Raw genomic sequence first — 20922 nt, 5'->3', positions numbered from 1 at the left:
CCGAATCACTCCTGACGGGAGTGAACGGACTTGTGCAGCAGGTGTCTGTCCAGGGCGGCAAGCATCTCCGTGCTGTAGTACGGGTCCTGCCGGCACATTGCCCGTAAAGCCGAGGCCAGTTCGTCGATGACATCTTCGTCCGTCACGCCGCACCACTCCTGGTAGGCGTGGCCGAGACAGGTACGCGTGCTGGGGAGATCCCTGCGCGCCGAAGAGGAGTGGAACCGGGCGGCGGTCAGCCACAGCCGGGCGGAGAGGACGTGGTCCGCGGCGATACGGGCGACGACGGCGCGTACCTCGATCCAGTGCGTGGCCTCGGTGGACTTGGCGCCGTGGACGCGGACGGCCTCGTTCTCCAGCCTTCTTATGGTGGCCTCGACCGCCCTGAAGCGTCCCCTGTGCGCTTCGCGCCACAAAAAGGCGTGGATGTCGCCACCGGGTATGTGGTTCAGGGCGAGGAGCGGATGCTGCGGGAAAGCGACGAGACCACGTACCTCGCCTGTGGTGTCCATGTCCGTGACGGTGTCCGTCGCAGGATCCGCGCGTCGCGCGTCCGCGACCACCACCGCGGTCACCCCCAGCATGATCATGAACAGTCCCGGCCATGCTGTCGCGGCGGGCAGCTGGCCGAGCCACAGCCAGGCGATGAGCGCGGCCACGGGTGCCTCCAGCAGCAGCAAGATGCTCACCGCCGTGGCCGGCGCCCGGCCGAGGACGAAGTTGAGGGAGAACAGGCCGAGCAGCTGAGGGAAGATCAGCAGACCCAGCAGGGCGAGCCAGGTGCCACCGTTGAAGGCGAACAGAGGTGTTCCGGTGACGAGGCAGAGGATCAGCAGTTCCACCGTGCACACCGAAGAGCACAGCACCGAGTACGCCATCGTGCTGACATCGGGGCGGGCCTGTTCGCTGATCGCCGTGTAGCCGGCGAGCGCGATCGCACCCGCGAGGGCGAGCGCGTCACCCACGACCGCTACGGTGCCCGCCCGCCCGTCCATACCGCTGGCGACCGCCGCGCCCGCCACGGAGATGCCGAGGCCGGTCCAGGTCGCGCGCGGCAGCCGCTGGCCCTGCAGCGTCGAGATGAGGGCCTGCCAGACGGGCTGGGTGGCGACCAGGGCGGTCGCCATGGCGACACTGGTCATCCGGGTGCTGGACATGAAGGTGGCGAAGTGCGTGGCCAGCGCCGTACCGGCGAGAGCGCCCAGGAAAGCACCTCGGCGTTGCTCCTTGCGCACGAGAAAACGCTCGCCGCGGAAGACCTTCCTGAACTCGCGCCGGCGGATCAGTGCGACCACCGGTCCGAGAGTCAGGAGCCCCAGCGCGTTGCGGCCCAGCGCCAGCGCGAGCGCGGAGCCGGTGGCGAACGCGGTGAGCGGTGCGGTCGCGGAGAACGCGCCGACCGTCACCAGCACGGCGGAGATGGAGACGGCATCAAGCTTGGTGCGCATGGCGTGGGGGAACCTTCTTGCGATAGGGGGTTCAACAGCTGCTCATGACAGGTGGATTGGTCTGGTTTCAGCCGCGAGGGGTCTTGGACCTGGCGCAGGAGTTCATGGATGACCGTCGAAACCGATCAGCGAGGTCGAGGTCGGCGGCACAGTTCCGGCTAGTCCGGGCGCGGGCCCGCTTCTCCCGCGACCGAGCGCAGCAGCGGGCGGCTCGCCGCGCTCGCGCCGGCCAGGCCCGCGAAGCCCAGCGCCAGGCAGCCGGCGAGGAGCGCGGTGCCGCGGCCGTCGAACTGCGGGGCGCCCCCGGCAAGCGTCAGCGGCGCCGCGCAGAACAGCCCCGTGAGCACCGCGCCGCCCGCGAGCACGGCGGCGGGCAGCACCGACTCCGTACGCCTGGCCGCGTCCAGGACCCGCAGCGGGGTGCCCGCGAGATGCAGCAGGCCGTATGTGCGGCGGCGGTCCAGGACGGACGAGGCGGCCGTGATGCCCGTAGCGGCGATGGCGATCGCGAAGCTCGCGCCGAGCACGCCCAGCGTCACGAGGTGGAAGTCGCGGTTGAACTGGCGCGACTGCCAGTCGACGTCCGGGCCCGTGAGCGGGTACTGGCCGGGTACGAGGCCGGTGAGTACGTCGCGCGCCGCGTCAAGGCGGCCCGGGTCCGTGACGGTCGCGGTGACCTGGCGCTCGCCCCCGCCGCCCACGCCGGTGGCGACCCAGTCGTTGTTGGCGCCGACGGTGGCGTGGATGCCCGCCCGCTCCAGGCGTGCGGTGGCCTGCTGCCGCACGGCGGCGACGCGCTCCTTCGGCACGGACACCGCGAGCTGGTCCGCGCTGCCCCACGGTGAGTCGCCGCCGAGGCTGAACAGCGCGAAGAAACCCGCCACGAAGGCCGCCAGCGTCAGCGCCGACACCGCACGCCACACGGACTTGGGGTCGTCGAGCAGACGGCGCCCCGCAAGGAGCGTCGCCGGTCGCCGCGCCGATCCTGCGGCGAGAGTGCCGAGTACGCCGACCACCCAAGGGCCGATGACGGACAGCGCGGCGAAGACGGCGGCGCAGCAGTACACCACCGCGTCGATGTCCATCGGCTTGCCCTTGGACAGTTGCCAGTAGCCGAGCAGTACGGCGACGAACAGCAGCGCGCGTACGGCTTTCAGACGTGGAGTGCGCGAGCGGCGTACGACTCCGAGCGGACCCACGACGACCTGCCGCAGTCCGGCCAGCGCGCTGGCCGCCACCATCAGCACCACGCCGGCGAGTACAGCGAGCAGGACTCCCGTACCGACCCAGAGGTCGGAGAGGTACCAACTGCCGCCCGACAGGGGGACTTTGGCCGCGAGGGGCAGGAGGAGCGCATAGCCCAGCGCGCCCGCGACGGCCCCTGCCGTACCGGTCAGCGTCGCCTCGGCCACCGCGATCCCCGCGATCCGGCCGGGCGCCGCACCCAGCAGCCGCAGGCTCGCCAGTCGTGTGTCGCGACGTGAGACGGACAGCCGGGCCGAGGAGGCGCCGAGCACGAGCAGCGGCACGATCAGCAGTACCGTGGCGATCTTCATCAGAGCCTGGTACTGCGCACCGAGGCCGTCCGCCGTACGCTTCCCCGCGAAGTCCGCGACGGGCGTGGGTGTGACGATGTCCCCCGGACGGCGCGGGTCGGTGCCGCGCTTCACTGTCATCGCCAGGTCATCGGCGCGGTGCCCGACGATGGCCAGCTTCTCGCCGGGCCTGACCAGCGCGGCGCGGCCGAGCGTGCCGGTGGTGTTCTTGCTGCCGGGCAGCTTGCAGAGCGCGGGCGACGTCCATACCTCGCCCGGCTCGGGGAAATGCGGCATACCGGGGGGCGCGGGCGCCTCACCGCTCCTGCCCGGCAACGCCGCGACATCGACGACAGTCACGGGCTCACCGCCGATGAAGGTGGTGCCCACCGCCTCGACGGCCACCGCGCGCGAGAGTCCGGCCTTGACGGGGGTGCGCCAGTCGGCGTGCGCGGCGCGCACGCCGAAGCCGAGGTTGGCGCCGACGCACAGGAGCAGCAGCGCGGTGCAGATCGCCGAGGCGGCGACGGACAGTCCGGCGCCGAGCCGGCCGTGCCTGCCGCCGCCGCGGAGCAGCCGCCAGGTCAGTGTCCAGGTGGTGCGGTCCAGCGTCCTCGCAGTCCTCATCGCACAACTCCGCCGGTCACGCCGGGTGCGCCGATTACGCCGGTCCAGGACGGACCCGCGTCCGCCTCCGTCTCCCGTACGATCCGCCCGTCCCGCACCTCCACCGTACGGTCGCACCAGCGAGCCACCGACCGGTCGTGGGTGACCACGACCAACGCGGTGTTCTGCGTCCTGGTGACCTCCGTCAGCATCCGGATCACGTCCTGCCCGGTGGCCTGGTCGAGCGCACCCGTCGGCTCGTCGGCGAAGACGACCTGGGCGCCCGCGACCAACGCCCGTGCGAGCGCCACCCGTTGTGCCTGCCCGCCGGACAGCTGGCCGGGACGGCTGTCCTCCTTGCCCTCCAGGCCCAGCGGCGCGAACCACTGGCGCGCGCGCCGCTCCGCCTCGCGGCGCGAGGTGCCGCCGAGCATCAGCGGGAGCGCCACGTTCTCCACGGCCGGCAGTTCGGGCAGCAACTGCCCGAACTGGAAGACGAACCCGAAGCGGGTACGGCGCAGTTCGCTGCGGACCGGCTCGCGCAACTGGTCGATGCGCTCGCCGTTCAGCAGCACTTGGCCGCTGTCCGGGCGCTCGATGTTCGCGAGGCAGTGCAGCAACGTCGACTTGCCGGACCCGGAGGGGCCCATCACGGCCAGCGACTCGCCCGCTTGCACGGCGATGTCCACGCCGTCGAGCGCGCGGGTGGATCCGAAGGACTTGGACAGTCCGATGCCGCTCAACACGGTCGGCGGCCAAGAGGTGTTGTTGGTCATGTGCTCCAACTTCCGCCTCTGCGACGGCCCTTCACCTCGGCCGACCGGCCGGTTGGGAGCCACCGCGTCGTCCTTTTGGCCGAGGCCGCACGGCGCGGGCCGCCCCTACGCTGCGAGATGTGCGAGACGCGAGAGACACAGACGGTCACACCCTGAATTCCCCGCTGCCCCACCGCACCGCCCTCACCGCACTGGGGGTGGTCATGGCGCTGTTGTGGGTGGTGGACGTGACCGGCGCTGCGTCCGACGCCGGACTCGAAGGCGGCAGCGCATGGTGGAGGCTGGCCCCGGGCCTCGTGGCGGCCGTCGCGCTGCTGCTGCCCGACGGACGTCTCGCGCCGGCCTGGGGCGCGGGTGCCGCGGTGCTCGTCTCCTGGACGGTGACGCTCGCCCTCTTCACGTCCGTGAAGCCGTGGCTGATCGCCGACTGGGGCCTGCTGGAGACACTGTGCCTGCTGCTCCTGCTGGTGCGCACTATGAGAGACACACCGCAGCCCTGGCTGGCCGCCACGCTGGGCACCGCACTCGCCTCCGCCGTGATCGCGGCACCGATGCGGATGCTTGACAGCGGCAACGTCTACTTCTCCTTCCTCCTGATCTTCTTCACGGGCGGTGCCGTGGGCATCGGCTCCTACCTCCGCAGCCTCGACGACCGCAGAAGTCGCGCCGTCGCCGACACGCGCCAGAACGAACGCCTGGAACTCGCCCGCGAACTGCACGACTTCGTCGCCCACCACGTCACGGGCATCGTCGTCCAGGCCCAGGCGGCCCAGGCGATCCGGGAGATCGCGCCCGAGCACGTGGATCCGCTGCTGCGCGGCATCGAGCAGGCCGGGGGCGAGACCCTGCAGTCGATGCGCAAGCTGGTGCGCGTGCTGCGCGACGACACCACACGGACGGTGCGGCCGGGGGAGCTGTACGCCGAACTGGGCGAACTGGTCGCCACGTTCTCCGAACGCGACGTCCCCGCCACCCTCCAGTTCGCGGCCGAGGCCCGGCAGGCGCGGCCGGCCCCCGAGGTGGAGACCTCCGTGCGGAACGTCGTGCGCGAGGCGCTGACGAACGTACGCCGCCACGCGCCGGGATCACCGTCCGTCTCCGTACGGGTAGCCCTGTCGGACGATGACGACGGCGGCGGTGACGTCGACAGCGCGGCTGCCCGACGGCTTCGGGTCGAGGTGCACAACGCACCACCGCCCCGGCCGGCGACACCGAACGCCGAACCTCTCGGCGGGCGTGGCGGCCTCGGCCTCATCGGGCTGACCGAACGCGCCGAGGCGGTCGGCGGCACGCTCCAGGCGAGCCGGGCCGAGGACGGCGGCTGGAGGCTGACGGCGGAATTCCCGGTGAGAGGGGCTGTGGCAGGATCCCCCGCATGACCAACGCCAGCGGATCAAGCGCATCAGGCGGATCAGAGATACGGGTCCTGATCGCCGACGACCAGGAAATGGTGCGCACGGGCTTCCGGTTGATCCTCCAGACACAGCCCGGTATCGAGGTCGTGGGCGAGGCGGCCGACGGCGCGGAGTGCGTGGACCTGGCCAGGAGGCTGCGCCCCGACGTGTGCCTGGTCGACATTCGGATGCCGAAACTCGATGGGCTGGAAGTGACCCGGCTGCTCGCGGGCCCGAGGGCCGTCGATCCGCTGCGCGTGGTGGTCGTGACCACCTTCGACCAGGACGACTACCTCTACGGGGCGTTGAGCAACGGTGCCTGCGGGTTCCTGCTGAAGGACGCGGGCCCCGGACTGCTGGTGGAGGCGGTACGCGCGGCGGCGCGCGGCGACGCGCTGATCTCCCCCTCTGTGACCGTACGGCTGCTGAAGCGGATCGGCGAGCAGCGGCCCGCCTCCAGCGGCGAGGTGTCTTCCGGTCCGCTGACGGAACGGGAGTTGGATGTGGCCCGGCTGGTTGCCGACGGGCGGACCAATCAGGAGCTCTGCGCCGAGCTCTGCGTCTCGCTCTCCACCGTCAAGTCCCATCTGACCAACATCCAGGTCAAGTTGGGGTTGCGGAACCGCGTGGAGATTGCAGCCTGGGCATGGCGCTGCGGCGTGGTCGGCGACCGCTGAACCCGTCGCCGCACCACGCCGTCCGGTCTCCAACTCCCCCTTGTTTCCCCCTACTTTGACTACTTCGCCAGGCCGTAGTCGAAGCTCACCCTGTCGCCGTCCACCCCGGTCACGGAGATCAGCATCGTCTTCTTCTCGCCCCTGAACACGGCGGTGCACGCCACGGTGTAGTTCATCTTCGCGTGCAGCCCGCTCGGGCAGCTCACGGACTGCGGGCCGTCCTGGACGAAGGGGATGCCGTAGTTCTCCTTGGCCAGCTTCTCGACGTCCGTGCGCGAAACCGTGTGATCCGCTCCGCCCGCGGTGGCGACCGACGAGTTGTCGAAGACGTTCCACGCCGTCACCACGCCTGCCGCCAGCACGGCGGCCGCGGACAGGGCTATGACGATGCGCTTCATGGGGTGCTCCTTCGATTCCCGTGACGGCCGGTCCCTACCGGCTGTTCTCCTCAGAGCTTCCTCTGCCACCTGCTCAACTGCCTCGGCACAACGGCCGGTAGTGACACCCGAGCCCCGGCCGAAAGGACGACGGCCGTTCGCTGCGAGGCACCCACGTTCCCACCGGATACCCCGGATGCGGGTGCTGATCTTCTCTCGGGGGGTGCCGTGCTTGGTGAACGCGTCCAACTGTGAGTCGAGTTCCTGGCCGAGGGCCGAGCAGCGGGCGTACCCCGAGGCTGCTATGTCGTGTCAAGCCGCTTGAGTGAGTTCTTCGACGCTCCCGGTCTTGGTGTAGTCAGTCCGTTCGAGGGTTTTGAAGATCGAGCGGCAGATGACTCGCTTGAGAGGTCGTCTCCACCGCGCCGCCCGCAGACGTCGGATCCGGCTGGAACACTGCGGACGTGAATCACGAGACCCCCACGCCACCTTGGGCAGTACTCACCCGTACCAACGGGGAGGAGCTACCGCACGTCTGCACGGGTCGGCACAGCGTGCCCGACACGTCGGGCGTTGTTGCCGCGATGCTCGCTGCCGACCCAGCAGATCGGGTGAGGGCAGTGGGAAACCTGTATCGGCTGCTTCTCAATCGAGGGCGTGTGTTCCCCGCGACTGCCCCAGCCGCCCTGATCATGGCCACCCTGCTCGACGATCCACGCACCCTCGTCGTGGCTCGGTGGGAGCGCAGGGCCGGCGAGCGACCACTGCGCGCCGAACTGCTGAACTGGGTGGCCGCGTTTGCGGACGTCGCCCGTCTGGACGCTACAGAACAACTCGGGGCACCCCAGGATCTGGCTGCGGCACGGGCAGCGCGAGCGGTGCTCCACTCTCAAGTCGCGCCCTTCTGCCAGGACGACGATCCACTGGTGAGGGAGGCGGCCGTTGCCGCCACCGCCCTGCTGCTCGCAGATCCGCTACTCGCCTCGTCCATACCGCGCCACGCGCCGCTCGTCCGCTACGTCCTGGCCACGAGCGCGGACTCCTACTACCGATGGATCGCCCGGGAGCGCCTGGCGGCATGGGGCGAGGACGTTGAGGGCCTCATCGCGGCAGAGGACGAACGCCGCGTAACCCTGACCAAGGCACGCAGGGTGGCCGAGGACCCATGGGACGAAGGTAATGAGGCGGCGTTCCGCTGGCTGGCTGAGCAGCCGGTCGACACCGCTGCCCAGGAACTGCCCGGACGCTGGCACCCGGATTGGACCGTGATTGAGCCTGCGGCCCCGTCTGAGCCTGCGCCCGAGGAACCCCTCGCGGTCCCGGGAAGCCAACCGGGATATCGGGGGCCTTGGCGGATCGCGCGGGGTGAGGAGCGCGCAGAGTGGACGTTCACGCCCTTCGTCGGAGTCGGCCCGCTGCACTTCGGCATGACGCTGGAGGAGATCACTGACGCCCTGGACGAGCAGCCGACCGTAACGTCCCACTCCCACGACGGTGGGCGGCAACAGCTTGTCTACGCCGATTTCGCCGCCACCGCTATCAGAGCCCTTTTCCAAGACGACCGCCTGGGATGCGTGGCGGTGAACGCGCTCGACGGCCCCCAAGTGAGACTCGACGACGTGCCGTTGACCGGCTGCGTGCCGTCCCAGCTGGAGGACTGGCTTCTCCGCCGCATTGCGCGACTGTCCTACAGCGTCGCGGGCGACCCGGTCTGCACCGACCTCGGCCTGGCGATCCGTTCCCAACGGGCCGGCGACATCATGCTGACCCGACCACTCTTCCTGCTGCACGATTGGCGCGACCTCTGGCACTCACTGCCCCAAGAGGAATGGAACGTCGTGTAGTGCCCGTGCACATCCACTGGCAACGGGCCCCGGCGCCGAAAACCACACGCCATAGCGCGCTCGAAGCATGACCGTCGTTGACGGCACGCCAGGATCCACACCCACCAGGTGTCCGCGAAACTCCGATCGGCCGTGGTCAGGATCTGACCATCGCGGCGGTCACGCGCTGCTACCCGTCCCTCCGCCGTAGCAATACGAGTTCAGGGCCTGGAGTCCCGTGGGTTCAAGGAAACCGAAGGCTCTTCAGCCTGAACCCACGGGTCCACCGGTCTGCTTCAGGTCGGTGCATCCGTGGGTTCGGTGGGAAAACGAGGATGCTGCGCAAGCCGAAGAGCTTCGGCCGTGACATCGGCGTCGACCTGTGCCGGTGTTCTGTCGCCGTATTCGAGGATGTCGTACTCGTCGTCCAGGTTGGCGAGTTGTTCGACCAAGGCGAGTTCGTGCCCGAAACGATGGTGGATCCGGAAGGCCAGCTCGCGTGGTGTCAGCTCACCGGCCAGCATCCGGACGGCAAGTGCTCGCGCGGCGGCTTCCTGTCCGGCAACGCTGTCCGCTGGGTGGAAGGTGAGGCCCAGTTCGTCGAGTGCCGGGGGAAGCAGGTCGGGGACGTCGTAGTCCGCCTCCGAACGTGTGCACGCGGCCAGGATCCGCAGGGCAGGACTGTCGAGGCCGGCAACGAGTGCATCACAGGCAGCAGTGACGACGTCGGTTGCGGGGATCTCGCCCATGCTCCAGAGAACGGCGCGGTCCTGAAGTTCGCGGGCTGCTGGTTCGGTCGACGGCATCTGTCCATGATCTCGTCTGTGGGTTGAGCAGGTCGAGGGGTTTCACTGCGATGCCTGCTCGGCAGCTTCTCCCAGAAGCGCGCGTGCTAGGACTTGTCCGGCCGATCTTGTGCCTGAGTAGGGTGCTTCTGCGCTTGAAGCGTGGGTTCCGTTGCAGATGACGCGCGAGACAGCGGTCACACTGGTGCAGAGCGTCAGCGTTAATCCTTGGCGGCTTCACGCGGCGCTGCACTAGCGTTCGGGGCCATGACCTCGAAGACGAATGATCATTCCGCCTGGGCCGCGCCTTACCTGGCCAGACTCGGCATCGACGATCCGGGGTCCCTCAGCGCTCCGTCGCTCTACACCCTGCGCAGGCTGCACCGCGCACACGTCGAACTCATCGCCTTCGAGAACTTCGACATCCAGCTCGGACGTCCGCAGGGCATCGACCCGGCCGAGTCCATAGCCCGTATCCTCGCCGGCCGGGGCGGCTACTGCTTCAACCTGAACAACGCCTTCTACGAGCTGCTGACCCTCCTCGGGTACGACGTGACCATGCACCGCGGCCAGATCAACGGCTCCGCCGCGACCGCCAAGGCGACCGCCGACGACTACGGCACTCACATGGCCCTCACCGTCGTGATCGAGGGCGAACGCTGGTCGGTCGACGTCGGCCTGGCCAACTCGCACCACGAGCCAATCCCGCTTCGGGAAGGCGTCCACGTCCAGGGTCCCTTCCGGTTCGAACTGCAGCCGCTGCCGGAAATCGGCCCGGACGCCTGGCGGTTCTTCACCGATCCAGCGCAGACGACCTTCCACAGCATGGACTTCACCCTGGCGCCAGCCATCTGGGAGGACTTCAAGAGCACCCACACCGACATGTCGACCTCGCCGCAGTCTTCCTATGTCATGTGGTTCGAGCTCTTCCGCCGCGACGCGGGCTGCGCCGAGTTCGTGCTGGACGACGAGTACACGCGCGACGAGGGGGCCGGAAAGCGCTCGACCCGCATCCTTGAGTCCGTTGAGGAGCTGTTCGAGATCGCAACGGACGTGTTCCACCTGGACCTGTCGGACATAGACGATGCCGACCGCACTGCCCTGTGGGAACGCATCCAGCGCGCGGGGGCGGAGTGGCGAGCGAAGCAGCAGTCGGTCGAAAACTAGGAGTTATCCGGGCGATCATGTTCGGAGCCAGATGACGAGGGCTGCAGCGGTAGCGGTGCCGAGGTAGACGTAGCCGCGTTTGTCGTAGCGGGTGGCGACTGCCCGGGACTGTTTGAGACGGTTGATCGCCCGCTCAAGGAGCAAGCCGTAATGCACACATAGACGACTCTGGGACGGGGAATGTGCCTGTCATAGAGGTGGATGGCCTGCTTCGTGCCGCTGTTGTCGTGCAGCGGTTGCGGGAGCGACAGGTCAGTGGTGACGAGGGTGGTGGGTCGGAGTGTCCGAGGATGTCGTCGCTGAGCTCCCCAGATGCCGCGGTGGGAGAGCGTTCCGGAACTGAGCCGTCAGCTGGTGGTGTGTCTGTTGGCCGAGCTGACGACACGGATGGTGGTCGAGGCCGGACGGGACGGGGGTGAGTCCTGTGTCGGTGACGGCTCCGTGGGAACGGCTTGAGGGCAAGATCCAGCCCCGGCATCTCGACCGTCTCGCCATCGTCTATGTCCGTCAGTCGACTCCGCAGCAGGTCCTCGACCACGCGGAGTCGACCCGGCTGCAGTACGGACTCACCCAACGTGCGGTCGACTTGGGGTGGGCGCCGTCCCGGGTCCTGGTGATCGACGAGGACCTTGGCCATTCGGCGTCCGGTCTGGTGGACAGGCCCGGCTTTCAGCGGCTGGTCTCCGAGGTCGGCCTGGACCACGTGGGCCTGGTCCTCGGCGTGGAGATGTCCCGGCTCGCACGAAGCGGCCGTGAATGGCACCAGCTGCTGGAGCTGTGCGCCCTGGCCGGGGCCCTGCTCGCCGACCCGGACGGGGTCTATGACCCGGCCGGACACAACGACCGCCTGCTGCTCGGGCTCAAGGGCACGATCAGCGAGGCCTTATGCCGATCTCGGCATAAGGCCTCTTATGCGGACCCAGTCGTTATGCCACTCCACGGGGGTGCTGCCCTGGTGGAGGGCCTGGGCACCGTTGCATTGATCGGCATAATCGTGGGGTTTTAAGGGGATTTTTGCAGGCTCCGGATCGTCCTGCTGGTTCCTTTCGTCGCAGGGCTCCTGACAGGGGTCCCTGAGCGAGAGGAGACAATCATGACGACGGCTCCGTGTTGGCCTCGGGTACGTGGTCCGCTGGCTCCGTACGCCGAGGGTTTCCGGGGTGAGCTGGAGTGGCTGGGGTATACGCCGCTGACGGCGGCCGGGCACCTGCGGTTGGTGGCCCACCTGAGCCGCTGGATGCTCGAGCAACATCTGGCGCCCTCGGCGTTGACGCAGGCCACGGTGGACGCCTACTTCGCCGAGCGTCGCGCGCTCGGCTACGTCAACTCCGTTACCGGCCGATCCCTGCGGCCGCTGCTGGAGTACCTGCGGCGCTTGGGGGTGGCCCCGCCAGTGACACCGGCGGTGCCGACGACACCGGTGGAGGTGCTGTTGGCCCGCTACCGGGACTACCTGAGCGTCGAGCGGGGCCTGGCGACCACGACCGTCGAGCTGAACGTGCGCCTGGTGCGCCCGTTCCTGCTTGGCCTGGCGCGGACCGAGGGCCGCCTTGACCTGGGCGGGCTGGACGCGGGTGAGGTGACCGCGTTCGTGCTGGAGCAATCCCGCCAGCGACCGGGTTCAGTCGGCCGGATGGTGACCGCACTGCGGTCCCTGCTCGGTTTCCTCCATATCGGCGGCCTGATCGACAAGCCGCTGTCCACGGCGGTGCTGGCGGTGCCCGGCTGGACGCAGACCAGCCTGCCCAAGGGGCTGCCGGCCGAGCAGGTCACGGCTCTGCTCGCCTCCTGCGATCGAGGTTCGGCGACCGGGCGCCGGGATTTCGCGATCCTTACCCTGCTCGTCCGCCTCGGCCTGCGGGCCGGGGAGGTCGCCGCGCTGACCTTGTCCGACATCCACTGGCGGCGCGGCGAGATCACCGTGCGGGGCAAGGGCAACCGATGCGACCGCTTGCCGCTGCCGGCCGATGTCGGAGAAGTCATCGTCGACTACCTGCGCGACGGGCGCCCGGAGCGCGCGCAGGACCGCACCGTCTTCGTCCGCGCCCAGGCCCCCTACCGGGCGCTGACCTCCAACGCAGTCACCACGGTTGTGGTCATCGCGGGCCGACGGGCCGGCCTGGGCCTGATCGGCGCCCACCGACTGCGGCACTCCGCGGCGACCGCGATACTCGGCGCCGGCGGATCGCTGACCGAGATCGGGCAGGTCCTACGCCATCAACGCCTGCTGACCACCGCGATCTACGCGAAGGTCGACGCGAAGGTCGACCACGGGGCGCTGCGGCAGCTGGTCCGTCCCTGGCCCGGTGATGCGGCATGAGCACACGCCGGTCTCTGCGCCGGGAACTGGACCACTACCTGGGCCTGCGCCGCGCGCTGGGGTTCAAGCTCCACAACGTCGGACGGCTGCTCGGCCAGTTCGTCGACTACCTCGATGAGCACGGCGTTCACACGCTCACCACCGAGTCCGCACTGGCCTGGGCGACGCTGCCCGCTGGAGCCTCGAGCAATTGGCGGGCGATCCGTCTGTCTGCGGTGCGCGGCTTCGCCGCCTATCTGCACAGCATCGACCCCAGCGTCGAGGTCCTCCCGGCCAGGCTGATCCACCATGGACCGGACCGCGCCACCCCCTATCTGTATTCCGAGCCGGAGATCCTCGCGCTGATGCGGAGGCCGCCGGACTGCGTCCGCAGCTGCGGGCGGCCACCTACCAGACGTTGATCGGCCTGCTTACGGTCAGCGGCCTGCGCGTCGGCGAGGCAATCGCGTTGGACAGCGCCGACCTCGACATCGACAGTGAGCTGCTGGTGGTGCGACAAACCAAGTTCGACAAGTCCCGTCTGGTGCCGCTGCATCCGAGCACGATCGAGGCCCTGCGACGCTACATGGACCTTCGTGACCGGACGCGTCCGCGTCCGGTATGCCCGGCCCTGCTGGTCTCCTCCACCGGGGCCCGGCTGCTGCACTCCAACATCGGACTCACCTTCACCCGACTGGCCGGCCAGGCCGGGATCACCCGCCGCTCGGCGACCTGCCGGCCGCGCATCCACGACCTTCGGCACGGTTTCGCGGTGTCCACCGTGCTGGACTGGTACCGCGAGGACGCGGACGTGGCCGCCATGATGCCCCGGCTGTCGACCTACCTGGGGCACACCGATCCGAAACACACCTACTGGTATCTGTCGGCCGCCCCGGAGCTGATGGCTCTGGCCGGACAACGCCTGGACGCTCACCTGGCAGGTCACCCATGAACACCCTCGCGCCACTCCTGCAGTCGTTCTTCACCGACCGCCTCGTTCGGCAGCGGCAGGCCAGCGGCCACACGATCGCCGCCTACCGCGACGCGGTCAAGCTGCTGCTGGTCTTCGCCGCCGACCAGACCGGGAAACCACCCTCCCGTCTGGATATCGCCGACCTGGACGCACCGTTGGTCGGTGCGTTCCTCCACCATCTGGAGACCGACCGCGGCAACAGCGTCCGGACCCGCAACGCGCGCCTGGCCGCTATCCATTCGCTCTTTCGCCATGCAGCCCTGCAGCGTCCCGAGGACGCCGCGGTCATCGCGCGGGTGCTGGCGATCCCACCCAAGCGCTTCGACCGCACCCTGGTCACCTACCTGACCGAGGAGGAGATCAACGCGATACTCGAAGCCTGCGATCAGGGAACCTGGACCGGACGACGCGACCATGCGCTACTGATGCTGGCCTGCCAGACCGGGCTCCGCGCCAGCGAACTGACCGGGCTGACCGTGGGCGACGTGCACCTGGGCGTCGGCCCGCACATCAGCTGCCTGGGCAAAGGGCGAAAGCAGCGCATCACCCCGCTGACCGTGAGCACCGTCGCCACATTGAAGAACTGGATGAACGAACGTGGCGGTCTTCCCTCCGACCCGCTGTTTCCGGCCCGCCGAGGCCAGGCCCTGAGCCGGGACGGGTTGGAGCGGCGCATCACCAAACACGCGGCCACCGCCACACGCTCCTGCCCGACTCTGCTCGGCAAGAAGGTCTCACCGCACGTCATGCGTCACTCCGCCGCGATGCGGCTGCTGCACGCTGGCGTCGACACCGCTGTGATCGCCTTGTGGTTGGGGCACGAAAACGTCGCAACTACACAGATTTACATCCATGCTGACCTTGCGCTCAAAGAGCAGGCGTTGGCCAGGACCGCCCCGCAGGACGCCGCCCCGGGCCGCTACCGACCCACCGATACCGTCCTGGCGTTCCTCGACGGTCTGTAGATTATGCCGCTCGTCTACGGCCGGGCGCTGTCGCCATGACGACTCCCGGCCACCACCTCGGCATAACGACTGGGTCCGCATAAGAGGCCTTATGCCGATCTCGGCATAAGGCCTCGCTCATCGTGCCCTTGAGTCCCAGCAGCAGCCTGTCGTTGTACTCGGCCGGGTCGTAGACCCCGTCGGTGTCCGCCAGAACTGCACCCGACAGGGCGCACAGCTCGATCAGCTGGTACCAGTCCTTGCCGGAGCGGGCCAGACGGGACATCTCGATCCCCAGCACGAGACCGACGTGGTCCAGCCCGATCTCGGTGACCAGACGCTGGAAGCCGGTGCGGGCGACCGCACTCGACCCCGATTTGCCCAGGTCCTCGTCGATCACCAGGATCCGGTCCGCCTGCCAGCCCAGCGCGACCGCCCGGTCCACCAGCGCGTACTGAAGCCGGGTCGACTCCTGGTGGTTGACGAGCTGCTGGCGGGTGGACTGGCGGATATAGATCACCGCGAGCCGCTGCAGGTGACGGTCGTCGATCTTGCTGCCGGGCCGCTCCCACGGCATCACCGAAGTCATCGCCGGTCCCGCTCACTCGCCGTCGCGGCAGCGGACAACGCACGGCTCGCCAGCCGCACCAACTGCCCCACCACCGCCTGCCGGTTCACCTCCGGCAGCGTCGCCCACACCTGCCCGTCCGCCACCGCCGGAATCGTCCTCTGGGGCCAACGTCACTGTCGTCGCACATGACGACCCGTTCCCCTCGTCGCTCAGCCGGCCCCGCAACCGTCGGGCCACAACGACCAACCGCTGCAGACCCTCACGGCCAATTATCGGCATCCGCTCACTGCTTTGACTATCCATAAGCGCAGTGTGCTTGGGCGATGGAGCGGACCTACGGATGGCTGATGTTCCACCGCCGCCTCGCACGCGACTGCGAAACCCTCCCGGCCCGCTCGGAAGCCATGATCCACCTCGCCATGACCGACCTGATGGCCCGCCGCCTCACCGGTGAAGGCGAGGAAGTACTCAGCCTTGCGCTCGTAGCGATGGTGCAGAGGGCGGCACCCGGCAAGCCAGGCCACCGTTCGCTCCACGGTCCAACGGTGATGGCCGAACCAGAGGGTGAGCCCTGGCGCTTGCTCAGCGAACCACCCGAAGAGCTCACTCTCACCCAGCGGACCGAGACGCGGTCCTTGTCCGCAGCCCGGGCACCCGCCGAACGAGGCATGGCCCGATTGAAGACCTGGCAGATCTTCCGCAGATCCCGCATCAGCCCCAACCGCATGACCGTCATCGCCACACCCATCCTCGCCCTGGAGAGGCAATACTTAAAACGCCCATCCACTCGACAGACTGTGAGAGACGATCATCCCGAGAGGGCGTGATCAAGCATCTGACCTGCGTTGATTCTCTGCTTGACAATACCCGGTGTGGGTATTGCCACATCCTGGGCCGTCGGAGCGACCGCTAGGGTCTGTTCACTGCCTACAAAACACCGCCACCGCACGTGCGGCGAGCCCCGGAGGACACATGGCGTTCGGCTGGATCGACGAGCAGGCCGAGGCGCGCCGCAGGGCCGGACTCGTGCGTACGTTGCGCCCGCGCCCCGCTGACTCGCCGCTCCTCGATCTCGCGAGCAACGACTACCTCGGGCTCGCCCGCCACCCGGAGGTCACCGAGGGCGCGGCACGGGCCGCGCGCACCTGGGGCGGCGGCGCGACGGGCTCCCGGCTCGTCACCGGCACCACCGAACTGCACGGCGAGCTCGAACGCGAGCTGGCCGAATTCTGCGGCTTCGAATCCGCGCTCGTCCTGTCCTCGGGCTACGCGGCCAACCTCGCCGCCGTCACCGCGCTCGCGCCGCACGGCTCACTGGTCGTCTCGGACGCGGGCAACCACGCCTCCCTGATCGACGGCTGCCGGCTGGCCCGGGGCACCACACAGGTGGTCGGCCACGCGGACCCCGACGGCGTGCGCAAGGCGCTCGGCACCCACGACGGACCCGCCGTCACCGTCTCCGACACGGTCTTCTCGGTGGATGGCGACGCGGCACCGCTCGCCGAACTCGCCCTCGTCTGCCGGGAGTTCGGCGCCGGACTGATCGTCGACGACGCGCACGGACTCGGTGTCCTGGGCGATGGCGGCAGGGGCGCTCCGCACGCGGCGGGGCTCGCGGGGGACCCGGACGTCGTCGTGACGCTCACGCTCTCCAAGTCGCTCGGCAGCCAGGGCGGCGCCGTCCTCGGCCCGGCGGCGGTCATCGACCATCTGATCAACGCGGCGCGCACCTTCATCTTCGACACCGGTCTGGCGCCGGCGGCGGCGGGCGCGGCGCTCGCGGCGCTGCGGTTGCTGCGGCGCGAGCCGCAGCGGGCGGCGCGGGCGCGCGAGGTGGCCACGGCACTGCACACCCGGCTGACGGCGGAGGGCCTCTCCGCGGTACGACCGGACGCCGCGGTCGTCTCCGTGCGGGCACCGTCCCCCGAACGGGCGGTGCGATGGGCGGCCGACTGCCGCGAGGCGGGCCTCGCTGTCGGCTGTTTCCGTCCCCCGTCGGTGCCCGACGGTGTTTCGCGGCTGCGGCTGACGGCCCGCGCGGACCTCACCGAGGAGCAGATCGGGTACGCGGTGGACGTGATCAGCCGGAACCGGTGAACCCGGCCACGTGATCGACCGGTGAACCGGTGGAGCGGTGAAGCCATGGAGCGACGGTGCGGTTGAGTGGTGAACCGGTGAGTGATGAACCGTGCGGGGTCAGTTCAGCCCGGTGACGAACTCCTCCCAGACGCCGGGGGTGAACATGAGGGCCGGCCCCGCCGTGTTCTTGGAATCGCGTACCGCGACCATTTCGGACCAGGGCCCGGAGCTCGGGCGCGCCGTCTCGACGCAGTTGTTCATTCCGGTACTGCGGCTGCTGCGCAGCCATCGCACGTCGTGCAGTGAAGTGCTGGAGGGTACGTACCGAGGCATTGCAGACATGAGGTGCCTCCTTACGCGCCGTCACCTATCCCGGCGATGTAGTCCAACGAGTCCTCGGGCGAAAGGGCGTGGAACTGAAGGGCGTTGAAGGCCTCGGTGTAGGCCTGGAGGTCTTCTTTCCGCTCGAGGTAGAGGCTACTCGTCAAGTGGTCGAGAACAACCACATCCAGATCGGTTGTGTTCGGAAATGAGAAAATAACGAAAGGCCCGGTGACTCCGATGTGTGCCCCGGCGGCGAACGGCAGTACCTGGAGCCGCACTTGAGGCAGGACGGCGGCCTCTCTCAGCCGGCGCAGCTGGCGTGCCATGACATCGGGGCCACCGACCTCCCGTCGCAATACCGCTTCGTCCAGGACGGCGGACAGTTCCAGCGGCGGGTCCGAACGCAGCACGTCCTGCCGGGCCAGGCGCACCTCGACCAAGGCGTCGAGCTTGCTCTCCTCCAGTCCGTCCACCGCGGCCCGTGTCACCGCGCGGGCGTACTCCGGCGTCTGCAGCAGCCCGGGTACGACAGAGGTCTCCAAGGTGCGCATACCGCTGGCTCCCGACTCCAGACTGATGAAGTCGCGGTACGTCGGCGGGAGCACCCCGCGGTACGCGTGCCACCAGTGGTGACGGCCGTTGCCCTCGGACCCGGCCAACACGACGAGGAGCTCTCGCAGTTCCGGATCCTCGACGCCGTACGCGGTCAAGAGGCGTTCCACGTCGGCCGGTTTCACCCCGCTGATGCCGGTTTCGATGCGGCTCACCTTCGACTGGTGCCAGCCGAGCAGGCGGGCCGCCTGACCGCTCGTGAGACCCGAGCCCGCGCGCAGGGCGCGCAGTTCGGCACCGAGCTTGCGGCGGCGCACCGCGGGACCGTGCTGCATGGCTGTTCTCCTTACTCCTTCCAAGCCGCCCGAATACGCTCTGCCGACGCAGAGTTCACCGCATCGAGCGACAGATATATGCATTACTCGGTGGATCGCACCCGCGACCGGCCCGGTAATGGCAGTCTGGCGCAAGCACCAGTCCGGGACCGTACTCGAACCATCCGCTCGGTGTCGGGCTCCGGTCCCGTGGGAAAGGGACGACGTCGCCATGGCAGATCACCAGGAAGCATCCGTCACGCTGCCGAGCGAACCGGTCTCGGTTTCCGTGGCCCGTAAATTCGTCGCCGAAGTGCTGGCCGAATGGGGGCTGCCACGCGACTGCGAAGTCGCCGAGACCGTACGCCTGATCGTGTCCGAACTGGCCACCAACGCCGTCCAGCACACGTTCGGGCAGTCGCCCACCTTCACCGTCGGCGTGCGGCTCGATCGCGAGGAGTGTCTGCGCATCGGCGTCACCGACAGCCATCCGCGCTTTCCGAAGCGGCTGCCCGCGGCTGTCCAGCAGGACAACGGCCGCGGCATGGTGATCATCCGCTGGCTGGCCGCCGAATGCGGCGGCAGACTCACCGTCCGGCCGACCCGTGAGGGCGGCAAGACGGTCTCCATCGAACTCCCGTGGACGGTACCGGTCGAGCCCGTGCCGGCCGGGGGGCCCCAAGAGCTTTAGGGTCCGTCGGCAGAGCCTTGGGGTCCGCCGTCCGGACCGGCCGTTCGGACCGCCTGCTCGGCCTCACGCCTCGGACAGGCTGCCGGGACGGGCTGCTCGGGCGGGCTCTAGACGTCCGGGCGGGTGCCGGTCCTGTGCTGTCCGGCCCGCCCGAAGGCGCCGCGCAGCAGGGCACGGAACGCGTCGGCCGCGGGCGCCGCCACATCCGTCCGGTGGACGACCGAGATCGTACGGCGCAGATCTCCCGGCTCCAGCAGCCGCGTCCCCACCGGCGTCGCCGCGGTCGCCGCCACCATCTCCGGTACGACCGCGACCCCGAGCCCGGCGCTGACCAGCGCGCACACCAGGGCGTACCCGGGGGTCTCGACAAGCACCGCCGGCGCGGCCCCCGCCCTGGCGAGCGCGGCCTCCACGCCCTGCCGGGGAGGGTGGTCCGGGGCCATGCTGATGAGCGGCTGCCCGGCCAGTTCGGCGAGCGGCAGCCGCGCCGAACCGCCCGCGAGGAGGTGACCGGGAGCGGTCACCAGCACCAGTTCCTCGACCAGGACGGGCTCGACGCCCACGGACGACGGCAGCGGGACCGGCGCGGTGGGCTGGTAGGTGTGCGTGAGTGCCAGGTCCACCTCGCCCGCCGCGACCGCCGCGATCCCGTGCGGAGGTTCGTAGTCGGCGACCGCGAGGGCCACGTCCGGGTGGGCCCGGCGGAAGGCGCTGAGTACGGGCGGCAGCAGATGGATGCCGGCGGTCTGGAAGGTGCCGAGCCGCAGCGTGCCGCCCGACAGTCCCGTCAGACGGGCCAGTTCGTGCCGGGCCAGCTCCATCTCGTCGAGGACCCGGCGGGCCCGTACGACCAGCAGTTCACCCGCTCCGGTGAGCCGGGTCCCGCGATGGGAGCGCACCAGCAGCGTCGCTCCCGCCTCCCGCTCGAGCTTCGCCACCTGCTGGGACAGGGCCGGCGGGGTGTATCCGAGGCGTTCGGCGGCCCGGGTGATCGACCCCGCCTCGGCGACCGCCACCAGCGCCGCGAGCCGCGTCGGGTCGTACATCGCGTCCTCCCGGGCCCGGCGGCACCCTGCCGGGTCTAAACGATTGCTTAAGGCTTGCCCAGGATATTCGACATACCTGCTGAAGGCCCGGGCCGGGCAGCCTGGGGGCATGGACGCACAGCTCATCGCCTTCACGGGTGTCGCCGCGGGCATGGTCGCCATGCCGGGCGCGGACTTCACCGTCGTCGTACGCAACGCCCTCGTCTCACGCCGGGCCGGAGTCGCGTGCGCCCTCGGCATCACGGGCGGGCTGCTGCTCCACACCGCGCTCGCCGTCGCCGGGGTCGCCGCCGTGCTCACCGCCGTCCCGGCGCTGTTCCGAACGCTCCAACTGCTCGGCGGTGCCTATGTGCTCCACCTTGGCCTGCGCACGCTCCGCTCGCTGGGCCGTCCGCGCGGGGTGGTGACCGATGGCGCGGGCCCGCGTCCGCACGGGGTGGTGACCGGAGGGGAGGGCCCGCGTCTGGGCGAAGTCGTGGTGGAGGCGGTGGGCACGCGTCCGCGTGAAGTGGTGGTGGAGGCGGTGGGCACGCGTCCGCGT

The 20922-nt window shown here is 69.4% G+C and carries 21 protein-coding genes and 2 pseudogenes; 14 read left to right on the top strand and 9 right to left on the bottom strand.

From position 1 onward, the window contains the following. Nucleotides 1-5 precede the first annotated feature (5 nt). From ACFYR3_RS33535 to ACFYR3_RS33525, 3 genes are all read right to left on the bottom strand, one after another. Entirely contained in the window at nucleotides 6-1448 is a 1443-nt protein-coding gene (locus ACFYR3_RS33535) for a DMT family transporter (RefSeq protein WP_389285694.1), read from the bottom strand. Between the two features lie 158 nt (nucleotides 1449-1606). After that, nucleotides 1607-3610, bottom strand: coding sequence for an FtsX-like permease family protein (locus ACFYR3_RS33530; protein ID WP_389285692.1), 2004 nt, complete (start codon nucleotides 3608-3610; stop codon nucleotides 1607-1609). After that, the gene (locus ACFYR3_RS33525) at nucleotides 3607-4365 is read right to left on the bottom strand and encodes an ABC transporter ATP-binding protein (RefSeq protein ID WP_389285690.1); all 759 of its coding nucleotides are present in this window, start codon (nucleotides 4363-4365) and stop codon (nucleotides 3607-3609) included. The genes ACFYR3_RS33530 and ACFYR3_RS33525 overlap by 4 nt, the downstream gene beginning before the upstream one ends. A gap of 119 nt (nucleotides 4366-4484) precedes the next feature. On the opposite strand from ACFYR3_RS33525, the gene ACFYR3_RS33520 reads away from it, so the two are divergent. Together ACFYR3_RS33520 and ACFYR3_RS33515 are read left to right on the top strand one after the other, a co-directional pair. Continuing rightward, a complete protein-coding gene (locus ACFYR3_RS33520; protein ID WP_389285688.1) occupies nucleotides 4485-5744 on the top strand; it encodes a sensor histidine kinase in 1260 nt (419 codons plus the stop codon). Then, nucleotides 5741-6436 carry a response regulator gene (locus ACFYR3_RS33515; protein ID WP_389285685.1) on the top strand — a complete coding sequence of 232 codons (696 nt, stop codon included), beginning with the start codon at nucleotides 5741-5743 and terminating at the stop codon, nucleotides 6434-6436. The genes ACFYR3_RS33520 and ACFYR3_RS33515 overlap by 4 nt, the downstream gene beginning before the upstream one ends. A 59-nt stretch (nucleotides 6437-6495) precedes the next feature. On the opposite strand, the gene ACFYR3_RS33510 is transcribed toward ACFYR3_RS33515, so the two are convergent. After that, nucleotides 6496-6834 (bottom strand): DUF4333 domain-containing protein, encoded by a 339-nt coding sequence (locus ACFYR3_RS33510; RefSeq protein WP_389285683.1) that lies wholly within the window; start codon nucleotides 6832-6834, stop codon nucleotides 6496-6498. 671 nt (nucleotides 6835-7505) lie between these two features. Here ACFYR3_RS33510 and ACFYR3_RS33505 point away from each other — a divergent pair. Further along, nucleotides 7506-8657, top strand: a complete 1152-nt coding sequence (locus tag ACFYR3_RS33505) for a hypothetical protein (protein WP_389285681.1) — start codon at nucleotides 7506-7508, stop codon at nucleotides 8655-8657. 275 nt (nucleotides 8658-8932) lie between these two features. Here the strand turns inward: ACFYR3_RS33505 and ACFYR3_RS33500 are convergent, their stop codons facing one another. Then, a complete protein-coding gene (locus ACFYR3_RS33500) occupies nucleotides 8933-9442 on the bottom strand; it encodes a hypothetical protein (RefSeq protein WP_389285679.1) in 510 nt (169 codons plus the stop codon). 246 nt (nucleotides 9443-9688) lie between these two features. Between ACFYR3_RS33500 and ACFYR3_RS33495 the strand changes: the two genes are divergently transcribed. The 6 genes from ACFYR3_RS33495 (at nucleotide 9689) to ACFYR3_RS33470 (ending at nucleotide 14825) form a co-directional block, all read left to right on the top strand. After that, nucleotides 9689-10588, top strand: coding sequence for an arylamine N-acetyltransferase (locus ACFYR3_RS33495; protein WP_389285677.1), 900 nt, complete (start codon nucleotides 9689-9691; stop codon nucleotides 10586-10588). A 424-nt stretch (nucleotides 10589-11012) separates the two neighbouring features. Continuing rightward, nucleotides 11013-11594 (top strand): recombinase family protein, encoded by a 582-nt coding sequence (locus tag ACFYR3_RS33490; protein ID WP_389285675.1) that lies wholly within the window; start codon nucleotides 11013-11015, stop codon nucleotides 11592-11594. Between the two features lie 87 nt (nucleotides 11595-11681). Further along, on the top strand, nucleotides 11682-12908 hold the full coding sequence (locus tag ACFYR3_RS33485) for a site-specific integrase (RefSeq protein WP_389285673.1): 1227 nt from the start codon (nucleotides 11682-11684) through the stop codon (nucleotides 12906-12908). Next, nucleotides 12905-13309, top strand: a complete 405-nt coding sequence (locus ACFYR3_RS33480) for a hypothetical protein (protein WP_389285671.1) — start codon at nucleotides 12905-12907, stop codon at nucleotides 13307-13309. Before ACFYR3_RS33485 ends, ACFYR3_RS33480 begins: the two co-directional genes overlap by 4 nt. After that, nucleotides 13306-13839 carry a tyrosine-type recombinase/integrase gene (locus ACFYR3_RS33475; RefSeq protein ID WP_389285669.1) on the top strand — a complete coding sequence of 178 codons (534 nt, stop codon included), beginning with the start codon at nucleotides 13306-13308 and terminating at the stop codon, nucleotides 13837-13839. The genes ACFYR3_RS33480 and ACFYR3_RS33475 overlap by 4 nt, the downstream gene beginning before the upstream one ends. Next, nucleotides 13836-14825, top strand: coding sequence for a tyrosine-type recombinase/integrase (locus tag ACFYR3_RS33470; RefSeq protein ID WP_389285667.1), 990 nt, complete (start codon nucleotides 13836-13838; stop codon nucleotides 14823-14825). Before ACFYR3_RS33475 ends, ACFYR3_RS33470 begins: the two co-directional genes overlap by 4 nt. Before the next feature lies 1 nt (nucleotide 14826). On the opposite strand, the gene ACFYR3_RS33465 is transcribed toward ACFYR3_RS33470, so the two are convergent. Further along, nucleotides 14827-15393, bottom strand: a complete 567-nt coding sequence (locus ACFYR3_RS33465) for a recombinase family protein (protein ID WP_389285665.1) — start codon at nucleotides 15391-15393, stop codon at nucleotides 14827-14829. Nucleotides 15394-15692: 299 nt separating this feature from the next. On the opposite strand from ACFYR3_RS33465, the pseudogene ACFYR3_RS33460 reads away from it, so the two are divergent. The 3 genes and pseudogenes from ACFYR3_RS33460 to ACFYR3_RS33450 all read left to right on the top strand — a co-directional run. Next, nucleotides 15693-15830: pseudogene (locus tag ACFYR3_RS33460) on the top strand (IS5/IS1182 family transposase); the annotation flags it as partial. 126 nt (nucleotides 15831-15956) lie between these two features. Further along, nucleotides 15957-16202: pseudogene (locus ACFYR3_RS33455) on the top strand (transposase family protein); the annotation flags it as partial. A 145-nt stretch (nucleotides 16203-16347) separates the two neighbouring features. Continuing rightward, a complete protein-coding gene (locus ACFYR3_RS33450) occupies nucleotides 16348-17472 on the top strand; it encodes an 8-amino-7-oxononanoate synthase (protein ID WP_355838598.1) in 1125 nt (374 codons plus the stop codon). Nucleotides 17473-17571: 99 nt separating this feature from the next. Here ACFYR3_RS33450 and ACFYR3_RS33445 read toward each other — a convergent pair whose 3' ends face one another. Together ACFYR3_RS33445 and ACFYR3_RS33440 are read right to left on the bottom strand one after the other, a co-directional pair. Next, complete coding sequence (locus ACFYR3_RS33445) at nucleotides 17572-17796, bottom strand: DUF397 domain-containing protein (protein WP_355838601.1); 225 nt, start codon at nucleotides 17794-17796, stop codon at nucleotides 17572-17574. Between the two features lie 11 nt (nucleotides 17797-17807). After that, the gene (locus ACFYR3_RS33440) at nucleotides 17808-18665 is read right to left on the bottom strand and encodes a helix-turn-helix transcriptional regulator (protein WP_355838604.1); all 858 of its coding nucleotides are present in this window, start codon (nucleotides 18663-18665) and stop codon (nucleotides 17808-17810) included. A 211-nt stretch (nucleotides 18666-18876) separates the two neighbouring features. On the opposite strand from ACFYR3_RS33440, the gene ACFYR3_RS33435 reads away from it, so the two are divergent. After that, nucleotides 18877-19335: an ATP-binding protein gene (locus ACFYR3_RS33435; RefSeq protein WP_355838607.1), complete on the top strand. Its 459-nt coding sequence runs from the start codon at nucleotides 18877-18879 to the stop codon at nucleotides 19333-19335. Between the two features lie 107 nt (nucleotides 19336-19442). Here ACFYR3_RS33435 and ACFYR3_RS33430 read toward each other — a convergent pair whose 3' ends face one another. After that, nucleotides 19443-20381 (bottom strand): LysR family transcriptional regulator, encoded by a 939-nt coding sequence (locus tag ACFYR3_RS33430; RefSeq protein WP_389285661.1) that lies wholly within the window; start codon nucleotides 20379-20381, stop codon nucleotides 19443-19445. Between the two features lie 109 nt (nucleotides 20382-20490). Between ACFYR3_RS33430 and ACFYR3_RS33425 the strand changes: the two genes are divergently transcribed. Beyond that, nucleotides 20491-20922, top strand: a 432-nt coding sequence (locus ACFYR3_RS33425; RefSeq protein WP_355838613.1) for a LysE family transporter, incomplete at its 3' end; no start/stop codon positions are given.

The organism is Streptomyces sp. NPDC005784, assembly GCF_042871525.1.
Taxonomy (GTDB): domain Bacteria; phylum Actinomycetota; class Actinomycetes; order Streptomycetales; family Streptomycetaceae; genus Streptomyces.
The sequence above is the reverse complement of the archived record's forward strand: the minus strand, read 5'-3'. Positions and strand labels throughout refer to the sequence as shown.

Excerpts from the sequence above, each read along its gene's own strand:
- ACFYR3_RS33535 (WP_389285694.1), bottom strand. The coding sequence starts at position 1,448 with ATGCGCACCAAGCTTGATGCCGTCTCCATCTCCGCCGTGCTGGTGACG.
- ACFYR3_RS33530 (WP_389285692.1), bottom strand. The coding sequence starts at position 3,610 with ATGAGGACTGCGAGGACGCTGGACCGCACCACCTGGACACTGACCTGG.
- ACFYR3_RS33525 (WP_389285690.1), bottom strand. The coding sequence starts at position 4,365 with ATGACCAACAACACCTCTTGGCCGCCGACCGTGTTGAGCGGCATCGGA.
- ACFYR3_RS33515 (WP_389285685.1), top strand. The coding sequence starts at position 5,741 with ATGACCAACGCCAGCGGATCAAGCGCATCAGGCGGATCAGAGATACGG.
- ACFYR3_RS33510 (WP_389285683.1), bottom strand. The coding sequence starts at position 6,834 with ATGAAGCGCATCGTCATAGCCCTGTCCGCGGCCGCCGTGCTGGCGGCA.
- ACFYR3_RS33505 (WP_389285681.1), top strand. The coding sequence starts at position 7,506 with ATGGCCACCCTGCTCGACGATCCACGCACCCTCGTCGTGGCTCGGTGG.
- ACFYR3_RS33500 (WP_389285679.1), bottom strand. The coding sequence starts at position 9,442 with ATGCCGTCGACCGAACCAGCAGCCCGCGAACTTCAGGACCGCGCCGTT.
- ACFYR3_RS33495 (WP_389285677.1), top strand. The coding sequence starts at position 9,689 with ATGACCTCGAAGACGAATGATCATTCCGCCTGGGCCGCGCCTTACCTG.
- ACFYR3_RS33485 (WP_389285673.1), top strand. The coding sequence starts at position 11,682 with ATGACGACGGCTCCGTGTTGGCCTCGGGTACGTGGTCCGCTGGCTCCG.
- ACFYR3_RS33480 (WP_389285671.1), top strand. The coding sequence starts at position 12,905 with ATGAGCACACGCCGGTCTCTGCGCCGGGAACTGGACCACTACCTGGGC.
- ACFYR3_RS33470 (WP_389285667.1), top strand. The coding sequence starts at position 13,836 with ATGAACACCCTCGCGCCACTCCTGCAGTCGTTCTTCACCGACCGCCTC.
- ACFYR3_RS33465 (WP_389285665.1), bottom strand. The coding sequence starts at position 15,393 with ATGACTTCGGTGATGCCGTGGGAGCGGCCCGGCAGCAAGATCGACGAC.
- ACFYR3_RS33450 (WP_355838598.1), top strand. The coding sequence starts at position 16,348 with ATGGCGTTCGGCTGGATCGACGAGCAGGCCGAGGCGCGCCGCAGGGCC.
- ACFYR3_RS33445 (WP_355838601.1), bottom strand. The coding sequence starts at position 17,796 with ATGTCTGCAATGCCTCGGTACGTACCCTCCAGCACTTCACTGCACGAC.
- ACFYR3_RS33440 (WP_355838604.1), bottom strand. The coding sequence starts at position 18,665 with ATGCAGCACGGTCCCGCGGTGCGCCGCCGCAAGCTCGGTGCCGAACTG.
- ACFYR3_RS33435 (WP_355838607.1), top strand. The coding sequence starts at position 18,877 with ATGGCAGATCACCAGGAAGCATCCGTCACGCTGCCGAGCGAACCGGTC.
- ACFYR3_RS33430 (WP_389285661.1), bottom strand. The coding sequence starts at position 20,381 with ATGTACGACCCGACGCGGCTCGCGGCGCTGGTGGCGGTCGCCGAGGCG.